Genomic DNA, 11,786 nt, shown 5'->3' on the forward strand with positions numbered 1-11,786 from the left:
TAGCAGTATTACTTATTCTCAATAACGGTGACCGATACATCAATAACGCCGGCGCTAGAGTCGGCTATTTTTTCAAACATAGCTTTTGATAGATCTATAATTCGCCCCTGAATATAAGGACCCCTGTCATTAATTCTCACCACTACTGACTTATTATTAGCAATATTAGTAACTTTTACCCGTGTACCAAACGGGAGTTTTAAGTGAGCAGCTGTTGCTGCTTGTTGGCTAAATCGCTCGCCACTGGCAGTAGTTCGGCCGTGGTACTTATCAGCATAAAATGATGCTTTACCTTGCTCTGCAACATCACGTTGTTGATTATTTATATTACTTGGCAAAGCACTACATGCATTTAAAATAACCAATAGCATTGAAAGCAATACTAACTTTATCAGTTTCATTCTTTATACTTTATAGGGAAATGTGTAGGAAGTGTAATAGGACAAGGCTGAGTAGAGACTGAATTATTAATCAGCTAATAAAAAACCACCTTGATTACTCAAAGGTGGTTTTTTAATTTGTTAAAAATGCTATTTTTTAACGCACAATACCGCGTTCAGAACTTTTAACGAAATCAATCATCAATTGCACTGCTGGAAACTTTGCAGCATCTTCAGCAAGTAATTCAATCGCTTCATCAACACCTAAGCTCTTGCGGTAAAACGCTTTATAAGCGCGGCGTACTGCCATGATTTCATCACTTTCAAAACCACGGCGTTTCATGCCTTCAGTATTGATTGCTGCAGGGCCTGCTGGCATACCAATGGTGGTAACAAATGGAGGTACGTCTTTGTTTACCCCCGAATACATACCAACAAATGCATGCGCACCAATTTTACAAAATTGATGCACACCGGAGTTACCCGCTAAAATCACCCAATCACCAACATGAACATGGCCGGCTACACTGGCATTATTTGCAAAAATAACGTTATCGCCAATTACCGCATCGTGTGCGACGTGAGTGTAGGCCATAAACAAATTATTGCTGCCTATTTTAGTAACGCCTTCATCTTGAATTGTGCCGCGGTGGATAGTTGCACATTCACGAATCACATTATTGTCGCCAATAATTAAGCTGGTTGGCTCGTTGTTGTATTTTTTGTCTTGGCAGGCTTCGCCCACAGAGGCAAACTGAAAAATATGGTTACCAGAGCCAATAGTAGCAGGCCCTTTAACAACAACGTGAGACTCAATAATACAGTCATCACCAATAACAACATCATTACCGATGTAACTGTATGGTCCAACTGACACATTGTTACCAAGTTTTGCACCCGGTTCGATTATTGCCGTAGCATGGATCACAATTAAAACTCTCTTCTAGCACACATGATTTCGGCGCTACACACTGTTTTGCCGTCAACTTTAGCTTCAGCCGCAAATTTCCATATGTTACGACGCTCTTTTAAAAACTTAACATGAAGATGCATAGTATCACCTGGCACAACCGGCTGCTTAAAACGAGCATTGTCTACAGCTGCAAATAGGTAAAGTTCGTTTTCGCTACGATTTTCAACCGTTTTAAACCCTAATAGACCCGTTGCTTGCGCCATTGACTCTAATATTAGCACACCAGGAAAAATCGGCTGATTTGGGAAATGGCCAGTGAAAATAGGTTCATTAATCGATACATTTTTAATTGCATGCAACGATTCACCTGGAGTGAAATCGATTACACGATCAATTAGTAGCATCGGGTAACGGTGCGGTAATAAACTTAAAATTTCTTGAATATCAAGGCTATTTAATTCGTTTGCCAAAATAGCATCCTTTTTAGTGTTCAACGATCATGACTTATTCAATGCTTCAAGCGCTTTTAGACGTGATTTCATGTCTGAAAGGTTGCGCAAATGAGCAATTGATTTTCGCCATTCTTTGTTAGTCGTATGAGGCATACCAGATGAGTAAATACCTGGTTCGGTGATTGATTTGGTCACCATACTCATGCCGGTAATTATAACACCATCACACACAGACATGTGACCGTTAATTGCGCTCATGCCGCCAATCTGGCAATTTTTACCTATGGTGACACTGCCTGCAAGTACAGTACAACCGGCAATAGCCGTGCCTGATTGAACTTCAACGTTGTGTGCTATCTGACATTGGTTATCAATAATAACGTTACTATGAATAATAGTATCATCGAGTGCACCACGATCTATGGTGGTACTTGCACCGATTTCTACTTTATCGCCAATGATCACAGAGCCTAGTTGTGGAATTTTAAGCCACTCACCACGTTCATTTGCATAACCAAAACCATCACTACCAATAACAGTGTTTGCTTGCAATAAACAGTCTGCGCCAATCTCAACATCATGATAAATGCTCACACTTGGCCAAAGTTTGGTGCCTGAACCTATTTTAGCACGTTCACCAATAAAACTGTTCGGACCAATTTGTGCGTTATCACCAATTACAGCATCAGCTTCAACTACAACATTAGCACCAATGGCTGCACTTTTGCTCACTTGTGCACTAGCATGTATAACCGCACTTGGATGCACACCTTGAGATGCGCTACGCGGGGTAGTATCCATTAATTGAGCTAACTTGGCGTAACTAACATAAGGATTGGCAACGATGATTTTATTGCCTGAAAAGTAAGGCGCATCGTCAGGGCTGAGTATCACCGCACTAGCCTTTGTTGTCTCAAGCTGAGATCGATATTTCTTGTTCGCTAAAAATGCAATATGCCCAGTATGGGCATTTGCAAGTGTCGCTATTTTTTTAATTTCTAAAGCGCCATCACCTTGAAGCTCGGCGCTTAGAAGTTCCGCAATTTGCGAAAGCGTATAATTTTGCATAGATTAATTATTTCTTACTTACAGCTGTTACAACTTTTTCAGAAAGATCAGTTACTTCTTTAGGGTTAAAGTAAATAGTTGTGTCTTTTACTTTAACTTCGTCGAAGTCGCCATCTTTGGCAATTTCTTCAATAGTTTTAATAATTAAAGTCTGAACTTTAGCCAGCTCTTGATTTTGACGTGCTTTAATTTCCTGCTCTAATGGACGACCCTTTTCAGCAAGATTTTTTTGCATACCCTGAATTTTATCACGTAATGCGTCTTTTTGGTCTTGACTCATTGTGGTGCTTTCACGCTTAAACTTTTCTGCTTCAAAACGAATATCGCCTTGTAACTTTTCAAGCTCTTGACGACGCTCAGCAAATTCAGTTTGTAAAGACTGCTCAATTTTGGCCATTTGTGGAAGCTGCTTGTAAATTTCTTGCATATCTACAATACCAACTTTATGAGCAAAAGCATTAACTGATGTTCCCATCATAAGTGTAGCTAAAATCGCAACTGCTGTTGATTTGAATAATTTTTTCATAAAAAACTCCTTTAGAAAGTGTTACTAATATTAAAACTGATGGTCTTGGTATCGTCATCTTCTTCTTTTTGCAACGGATACGCAAAGCTGATCAGCATAGGACCCATAGGTGAGATCCATTGTAATGATAAACCGGTTGCAACCCTAAAGCGCATTGGGTCTGAGTAGTCATCTAATTTTGCACGCTCATCGATCCCCAAGTTTTGATAACGGTCAACGTTAAACTCGGTATCCCAGACGTTGGCTGCATCAACAAAGAAACTAGTACGTACTGAACTGGTATTTTCTTCATCTAAGAATGGTGTAGGGACAATAAGCTCCATACCTGCAACGGCTTTCGCATTACCACCGATACGGCCTTGTGGTATTAGCACATCAAACTCTGAGGCACCGCCTATATTGCCTGTGGTTGTACCATCGCCCGATGGCGTGCCTGGTATAGATTGCGGTGCTCTTGCTACCGCACGCGGTAAGATAGTGTTTCTATCAAAGCCGCGTAACTCCATCTCTGTAATACGGAAATACTCTTGAAATGGTAAGGTCTGTTCATACCCGTTAGTAGAGCCATAGCCGTTTCCATAGCCTAATGCCGCACGCGTTGAGAACACCCAACGGTGATCGTTTGAAATCGGCCAGTAAAAACGTGAGTCGTAATTTAACTTAAAGTATTTTAAATCTGAATTCGGCGTTGTGGCTGTCAGGTTTAATGTTTGTCTAGAACCAGCCGTTGGGAATAAACCACGGTTAACTGTGATGCGAGACCAACCTACACTTAACTCATATTTAGTAAACTCAAAGCCCGCATCAGGGTTCTCTGGATCTAAGAAGGTTTCACGTAGTACACGAGTTTGCTCATATTCAGCAATATCAGATAGCTCTTCTTCTATCCAACGAGCCCCAAAGTTAACACGGTTTATAGCATCAATTGGAAAACCAATATTAGTGCCTAAGCCGTAACTTTTTGACTTATAGTCAATCAAGCTAAACTGGCTAGCATCGTAGTTACTATAAAAGATACTGCTGCCTTGCGATACACCATCTGGCGTAAAGTAAGGATCTGTGTACGACACACTAACACGCTCAGAACCACGCGAGGTATTAATGTTAAAACCAATTTGATTACCCGTACCTAAAAAGTTAGATTCGGTCACGCCAATATTAAATTGCAGGCCTAAGTACGAACCATAAGCAAGACCCGCATTAAAGCTACCTGCTGATTGCTCTTTAACAGTAAAGTCAACATCAACTTGATCATCCACACCAGGGACAGGCACCACATTAAAGTCAACCGTTTCCATATAAGGTAAGCGTTGAATTTGTAACTTAGAACGCTCTAAATTTTGGTTAGATAGCCATGCCCCTTCAAGCTGTGTCATTTCTCGACGCACTACTTCATCGGCTGTATTTTGGTTACCACCAACAATAATTCGACGCACATAAACACGTTTACCCGGGTCAACCGATAAAGTCAGTTGTACTTCTTGGTTTTCGTCATCAATTTCTGGAATGGTGCGTACTTCAGCATTGGCATAACCAAAACGAGCTAAGTAGCTTTTTATAAACTCTTCTGAAGAAGTCACCACAGAGCCGTTGTAAAGCTCGCCGGTGCGAAGCGGGATAACACTTTTGATTAGCTCTTCTCGACCGAGTAAATCACCGATGAAATCAAAGCCTTTTACTTTGTATTTAACGCCTTCGGTAATATTGGCCGTTACATAAACCGATTCACGTTCAGGACTAACTGATACTTGCGTTGAGTCAATATTAAAACGTAAATAACCACGGTCTAAATAAAAACTACGAATTTTTTCTAAATCACCTTCAATAGTTTGCTTTTGATAGCGATCGCTACCCATAAACTGCCACCAAGGTAAATCTTGTTGCGACTCAGCAAGCTGTAGTAGCTCTTCGTTTGAAAAAAGCTCATTACCTACTAAGTTGATTTGACGAATAGAGGCTGCATCGCCCTCATCAAACTCGAGTCTCAATTTAACTCGGTTACGCGGCAGTTTAGTGACGCTTATGTCTACTTTTGCATTGTATTTACCAATGCTGTGGAAAAACTCAACTAAGCCTTTTTCAATGTTATCGATAACCGTTTTATCCAGCGGCTCGCCTTGGCGAATATCTTGTTGATCAAGCGACTGGTTTAACTGCTCATCTTTTATGTCTTTATTGCCTTCAAATTCAATAAAGCTAATTGTTGGGCGTTCTGTTACTTTAAAAATAACGTTATTGCCATCACGCAACGCTTTTATATTGTCAAAGTGACCTGAGCGATAAAGTGACTTAATTGTTTTTGAAATTGTGTATTCATCAACATTGTCGCCCACGTTAATAGGAATATGCGTTAATGCAGCACCAAGTGCGACACGTTGCAGTCCTTCAACTTTTAAATCTTCAACAATAAAGGAGTTTTGGCCTAGGGCTGCAAAACTTGCACCCAATAAACTTGAAACTACCAAATGTTTTTTTATAGCCATTTTATTATCTTTATCCTTTACAACTGTATTACCGCTTAGCATCGTAAACTAAATAGTTACGAGCTTTACAATCGTGTTCTAATTTGTCGTTACCACGCTTAAACAACTACAAGCGCGATACATCATTGAACAAAGCGAAACATGTTAGAAAAATGAGTAGCAAGGCTCCCACTTTAAAACCAAACTCTTGTGTCTTTTCAGAGACCGGCTTTTTACGAAAAAGTTCAATTATGTAATACATTAAGTGCCCACCATCAAGCACTGGCAGAGGAAGTAAATTAAATACTCCCAAATTAACGCTGATCAAAGCTAAAAAGCTTAAAAATGCGACTAATCCGTAACTAACACTTGTGCCTGCGCCGACTGCAATGCCGACGGGCCCACTTAAATTTTTCACTGACACTTGACCAGTAATTAAGTTACCTATCATGTCGAAACTCAGCGTAATTAAACGCCATGTTTCTTTTGTGCCCAGCACAATACTATCTAGTGGCCCATAATGTCTAGTCTCAACAAAATCATCAGGCCACTGCTCTACAACCGGAGCAACCCCTAAAAAGCCTTGTTCAACACCATTACTGACTACGCGACTCTTCGGAGTGACTGTTATTATTTTTATACTATCTTGTCTTTTTACACTAAATTGTAAGGATTTGTTAGCCGATTGCGTAATAAGATTAACTAATTGCTGCCAACTGCTCATTGTTTCGCCGTTTACAGCTAAAATAACGTCGCTAACCTGTAAATTTGCCTGTTCGGCAGCAGAGTCTTTAGTAATCGCCGCGATTGTAAGTGTCGCTTGAGGGCGAAACGGCACAATCCCCAACGAACTTAATGGCGGTACATCTTGCTGATCAAGCTTCCAACCATCCAAATTGAGAGTTTGCGTCGTTTGTTGATAATTTTCGTTGCGTAAAGTAACAGCAACACTTTTATCACCTAAGTGCGACATCAAAGAAAAAGTCGCATCTTGCCAATTAGCAATGTCGTCATCACCAATTTTAATTATTTGCTGAGTAGGCATAATGCCCGCTTGCTCTGCTCGGCTGCCTTCAACCACATTGCCTACAACCGGTTTTATAGTTTGTACACCCACCATATACATGACAGCTAGAGCAAAAATAGCGAATAAAAAGTTCGCCATGGGCCCTGCTGCCACAATGGCTATTCGCGCTTGAACAGATTTAGCATTAAACGATAAATGACGCTGATTGGCTGGTACTTCATCAACACGCTCATCTAACATTTTTACGTAACCACCGAGTGGGATTGCTGCAATTACATACTCAGTATTGTACTTGTCGTGCCATTTTAATAAGGGTTTACCAAAACCAATTGAAAAGCGCAGTACTTTAACACCCGCCTTACGTGCCACCCAAAAATGACCATATTCGTGAACGGTCACTAAAATACCGAGCGCGAGTATAAACGAACCTAAATTCCAAAAAAAATCGAACATTTTAATGCACCACTTTTGTTATAAACTGCGTCGCGCTCATGCGTGCCAAACGATCACACTCTAAAATTTCATCAAGCGTTTGCACATTGGTAAACTTTGCAGCCTCTAACGTTTGCGCATTCACTTTATAAATATCAGTAAAACTAATTTGACCTTGTAAAAATGCATTTACAGCCATTTCATTGGCCGCATTTACCGTCGTGGTTGCACCCTGCCCTGCATCACAGGCGGCAATGGCCAGTTTTAAATTAGGGTAACGCGAGAAATCAGGTTTGGTGAACGAAAAATCACAAATATCAGAAAAGTTTAGCGGTTTAACTCCCGCATCAATTCGCTGTGGAAAAGCAAGTGCATGCGCTATTGGGGTGCGCATATCGGGGTTTCCCATTTGCGCTAAAATAGAGCCATCTTGGTATTGCACCATAGAATGGATAATACTTTGTGGATGAATCACCACATCAATATCGCTGGCATCACAGTTAAATAACCATTTAGCCTCAATAAACTCTAAACCTTTGTTCATCATCGTGGCTGAATCTACCGATATTTTTTGTCCCATTGACCAATTAGGGTGAGCAACCGCTTCACTGACGCTAACACTAGCAAGCGTATTAATGTCACGGTTTAAAAACGGCCCTCCAGAGCCAGTTAATAAAATTTTACTAACACCATGCTGCTCAAGCCGTGCTTGTCCTTGGGTGTTTTGTAACGCACTAGGTAAACACTGAAAAATAGCATTATGTTCGCTGTCGATGGGTAATAAAGTTGCTTGGTGTTGTTTCACTTTATCAATAAACAACTGACCCGACATCACCAATGACTCTTTGTTTGCCAGCAGCACTTTTTTACCCGCTTCGACTGCGCTCAAAGTGGGTAGTAATCCAGCCGCACCAACAATTGCTGACATCACAGTATCAACATCAACATGCGCACAAAGCTCACTCATAGCTTTCTCGCCATGCATTACTTGTGTTTTACTCATGCCTTTTAAAAGTTCACAAAGCTGCTTAGCGGCTTGCTCTGAAGCCATAACAGCATAACGAGGTTGATGAGCAAGACACAACTCAGCCATTTTTTTTGCATTTTGCCCAGCGGCTAATGCGAACACCTTGAACTGCTGTTGATTTCTTGCAACAACATCTAACGTGCTAAGACCTATCGACCCCGTCGCACCCAAAATAACCAGTTGTTGCACTGCACTCATAAACTCAGTGTCCAGGCAAAGCAAATAACAAACATCGGCGCTGCTGCAGTTAAGCTATCAATACGGTCTAAAATACCGCCGTGCCCAGGTAGGCAACTGCCGCTATCTTTAAGACCCGCTTCGCGCTTAAACATACTCTCTAGTAAATCACCTACCGCAGAGAATAAAGCAATAAATGCCGTCATTACTGCATAAATAGGCCATACAGAAGTATCAACGTTGGTGTAATAACAAAAAGCCAATACAAATAACACCGCAGCAACCACGCCACCAGCGAGGCCTTCTATGGTTTTATTTGGACTAACTTTAGGCATTAACTTATGTTTACCGAAACTTTTACCGGTAAAGTAAGCGCCAATATCGGCACTCCATACAATACCTAGCACCACTAAAATCAGCATAGAACCATAGTGTGTTGATTCTGTATATTGCGCACTACGCAGTGTATTAAGCGCAAGCCATAATGGAACCAATGTCAGTAAACCTGCAATACCGCGCATCACCAGTCCTTCATTCCAGCCTTTAGCCATCGCGGGATAACGCCACACTAAATAACTTGCAACTAGCCACCATGAAAACGATAAGGTAAATAGGTAATTAGCATCGCCAACAAGCTGACCATCTTGCCATAGGGTTTCTATAGGCCAATGTAAATTAAGTAAACCAAGTAATACAGCCACTAATAATACAAACGCACCGCGTTTTAGTTTATCGCATAGTCCCATAAAAGCAGACCATTCCCACGCGCCCATTAATACAATAGCACCCGCAAAATAACTAAATAACGTTAGTGGGGTGTAAAAAACCAAAGCCAGTGCTAATGGCGCTAGCACTAGTGAGGTTAAAATACGTTGTTTTAACAAAATGATGACCCTTAATCTATTTTAGGTTTGAGCGAGTAATTGTTTTATTTGTTCGCCCGTGCAACCAAAACGTCGCTCTCTGGCAACGTAACATGCAATGGCCTCTGCAAAAGCAGCTTCGTTAAAGTCAGGCCAAAGTGTATTGGTAAAATAAAGTTCAGCGTAGGCTGCCTGCCAAAGTAAAAAATTACTAATTCTGACATCGCCACCAGTACGGATCAGTAAATCTGGCTGAGCCTGATCTGCCATACTCATGTGCTGTGCAATATGTTCTTCTGTAATGTCTGCGGGATCAATTTCCCCATTTGCTACTTGTAAAGCAACCTGCTTAGCAGCATGGGTCATATCCCAACGACCACCGTAATTTGCCGCTACATTTAAATGCAGGCCGGTGTTATTCGCTGTTAGTTCTTGCGCAGTATGTACTTTAGCGCGCAAGCTTTCAGAGAATCGAGATAAATCTCCAATGATGGTTAGTTTTACGTTATTTTTATGCAGCTTTTTAACTTCTTTACTTAGTACAAATAAAAAAAGCTCCATTAATGTATTTACTTCGTCTTCAGGGCGGCGCCAGTTTTCACTACTAAAAGCAAATAAGGTTAACGATTGTATCCCTAATTTAGTACAAAACTGCACAGATTGACGAACTGCATCCACGCCTTTTTTATGCCCATATACACGAGGCCTATTTCTAGCTTGTGCCCAACGCCCGTTCCCATCCATGATGATAGCAACATGTTTAGGCAAACATTGCTGTGAAATTGTATCAGCGTCTAGAACCATAAATTTTGTGTATTCCATAAAAAAACGCCGCCTAGTATACCCCAGACGGCGTTTCAAAACTAATAAATTTAACCTGTACCCGTGATAATAAATCTACTTTAAGCAGATAAATATACAGCCAACAACCTTGTATTTACTGACAATCGAGCCACTAGCAAAGAGTAAACATATTCTGTTACCCTTTAAAATCACACAATTATAGTAAACTGCGAATACTTGTGAAAAGCGGCTTAATTATTTAATTAAAGCTGTTTACTTGGGTCTAGAACAGTTATTAGATTTCCATCAACTCAGCTTCTTTTGCCGTTAGTTGCGTATCCATTTCTTTAATAAACTTATCAGTGATTTTTTGAATTGCATCTTCAGCTTGACGAGCTTCGTCTTCAGAGATGTCTTTATCTTTTAATAAGTTTTTAATATCGCCATTTGCATCACGACGAATATTACGAATAGCAACACGGCCGCCTTCTACTTCACCACGTACGATTTTAATTAAATCTTTACGACGTTCTTCAGTCAATGGAGGAAGTGGTACACGAATTACCGTACCTGCAGACATTGGGTTTAAACCAAGGTCAGAAGCCATAATCGCTTTTTCAACCGCTTGCGCTAAAGATTTATCAAATACACCAATAGCCAGTGTACGTGAATCTTCAATTGTTACATTTGCAACTTGATTTAAAGGCGTTGGTGCGCCGTAGTACGACACCATGATGCCGTCTAAAATTGCAGGATGAGCACGGCCAGTACGAATTTTAGATAATTGACTACCAAGTGCTGCTACACTTTTTTGCATGCGCGCTTGCGCATCTTTTTGAATATCGTTAATCACGGTTTAATCCTAATCTATTTACTTACTTCATCTGAGGCTTGTGAAGAAATAAGAGTTCCTTCTTCTTCACCCATTATTACGCGTTTTAATGCGCCTGATTTATTCATATTAAATACGCTCAATGGCATATTATGATCGCGAGCAAGAGTAAATGCCGCTAAATCCATTACTTTTAATTCTTTATCAATAATTTCATTGTAGCTTAAGTGACGGTAAAGTGTCGCTTCAGGGTTTTTAACCGGATCATCACTAAATACACCGTCCACTTTAGTCGCTTTGATTACCGTATCAGCTTCAATCTCAATGCCACGTAAACACGCTGCAGAGTCAGTAGTGAAGAACGGGTTACCCGTACCAGCGGCAAAAATAACAACGCGACCTGTTTTCAACAAGCTAATTGCTTCAGCCCAGTTATACGCATCACACACACCATTTAATGGGATAGCTGACATTAAGCGACAATTTACAAACGCACGGTGTAGCGCATCACGCATAGCTAGGCCGTTCATTACAGTTGCAAGCATCCCCATATGGTCACCGACAACGCGATTCATGCCCGCTTCGGCTAATGAGCCACCGCGTAAAAAGTTGCCGCCACCAATAACTAAACCCACTTCTACGTCGAGTTCTACGAGCTCTTTAATTTCCTGTGCCATACGGTCTAAAACTTTAGGATCGATGCCGAAGCCTTCGTCTCCCATTAAAGCTTCACCACTTAATTTGAGAAGAACACGTCTAAAAATAGGTTTGCGATTGATAGTCATAGTTTTGGGGCCAACTTTTATTGAATTATGGATAAAAAATAACCGCGCTTATGTTAAAC

12 protein-coding genes are annotated in these 11,786 nt (G+C 40.8%); all 12 read right to left on the reverse strand.

Features of this window, described 5'->3' with window-relative positions:
- Window positions 1-8: 8 nt before the first annotated feature.
- Window positions 9-401: a septal ring lytic transglycosylase RlpA family protein gene (locus tag AC27JR_RS12180; RefSeq protein WP_138605031.1), complete on the reverse strand. Its 393-nt coding sequence runs from the start codon at window positions 399-401 to the stop codon at window positions 9-11.
- A 136-nt stretch (window positions 402-537) separates the two neighbouring features.
- Window positions 538-1,308, reverse strand: coding sequence for an acyl-ACP--UDP-N-acetylglucosamine O-acyltransferase (gene lpxA / locus AC27JR_RS12185; protein WP_008110972.1), 771 nt, complete (start codon window positions 1,306-1,308; stop codon window positions 538-540).
- A gap of 2 nt (window positions 1,309-1,310) precedes the next feature.
- Window positions 1,311-1,763: a 3-hydroxyacyl-ACP dehydratase FabZ gene (gene fabZ, locus AC27JR_RS12190; RefSeq protein WP_008110974.1), complete on the reverse strand. Its 453-nt coding sequence runs from the start codon at window positions 1,761-1,763 to the stop codon at window positions 1,311-1,313.
- A 27-nt stretch (window positions 1,764-1,790) separates the two neighbouring features.
- Window positions 1,791-2,813 carry a UDP-3-O-(3-hydroxymyristoyl)glucosamine N-acyltransferase gene (gene lpxD, locus AC27JR_RS12195; RefSeq protein ID WP_487173749.1) on the reverse strand — a complete coding sequence of 341 codons (1,023 nt, stop codon included), beginning with the start codon at window positions 2,811-2,813 and terminating at the stop codon, window positions 1,791-1,793.
- A 7-nt stretch (window positions 2,814-2,820) separates the two neighbouring features.
- Window positions 2,821-3,339, reverse strand: coding sequence for an OmpH/Skp family outer membrane protein (locus AC27JR_RS12200; RefSeq protein WP_076919221.1), 519 nt, complete (start codon window positions 3,337-3,339; stop codon window positions 2,821-2,823).
- Window positions 3,340-3,350: 11 nt separating this feature from the next.
- The gene (bamA, locus tag AC27JR_RS12205; RefSeq protein ID WP_487173751.1) at window positions 3,351-5,822 is read right to left on the reverse strand and encodes an outer membrane protein assembly factor BamA; all 2,472 of its coding nucleotides are present in this window, start codon (window positions 5,820-5,822) and stop codon (window positions 3,351-3,353) included.
- A gap of 106 nt (window positions 5,823-5,928) precedes the next feature.
- Window positions 5,929-7,281 (reverse strand): sigma E protease regulator RseP, encoded by a 1,353-nt coding sequence (gene rseP, locus AC27JR_RS12210; RefSeq protein WP_487173753.1) that lies wholly within the window; start codon window positions 7,279-7,281, stop codon window positions 5,929-5,931.
- Window position 7,282: 1 nt separating this feature from the next.
- Window positions 7,283-8,485 (reverse strand): 1-deoxy-D-xylulose-5-phosphate reductoisomerase, encoded by a 1,203-nt coding sequence (gene ispC, locus AC27JR_RS12215; RefSeq protein ID WP_008110984.1) that lies wholly within the window; start codon window positions 8,483-8,485, stop codon window positions 7,283-7,285.
- Window positions 8,482-9,348, reverse strand: coding sequence for a phosphatidate cytidylyltransferase (locus AC27JR_RS12220; RefSeq protein WP_008110985.1), 867 nt, complete (start codon window positions 9,346-9,348; stop codon window positions 8,482-8,484). The genes ispC and AC27JR_RS12220 overlap by 4 nt, the downstream gene beginning before the upstream one ends.
- 21 nt (window positions 9,349-9,369) lie before the next feature.
- The gene (uppS, locus tag AC27JR_RS12225; RefSeq protein ID WP_008110986.1) at window positions 9,370-10,149 is read right to left on the reverse strand and encodes an undecaprenyl pyrophosphate synthase; all 780 of its coding nucleotides are present in this window, start codon (window positions 10,147-10,149) and stop codon (window positions 9,370-9,372) included.
- A 256-nt stretch (window positions 10,150-10,405) separates the two neighbouring features.
- Complete coding sequence (gene frr / locus AC27JR_RS12230; protein ID WP_013465428.1) at window positions 10,406-10,927, reverse strand: ribosome recycling factor; 522 nt, start codon at window positions 10,925-10,927, stop codon at window positions 10,406-10,408.
- Window positions 10,928-10,977: 50 nt separating this feature from the next.
- On the reverse strand, window positions 10,978-11,727 hold the full coding sequence (gene pyrH, locus AC27JR_RS12235; RefSeq protein WP_036934046.1) for a UMP kinase: 750 nt from the start codon (window positions 11,725-11,727) through the stop codon (window positions 10,978-10,980).
- Window positions 11,728-11,786 lie beyond the last annotated feature (59 nt).

The sequence above is a fragment of the Pseudoalteromonas sp. NH0006-26 genome (assembly GCF_057552415.1).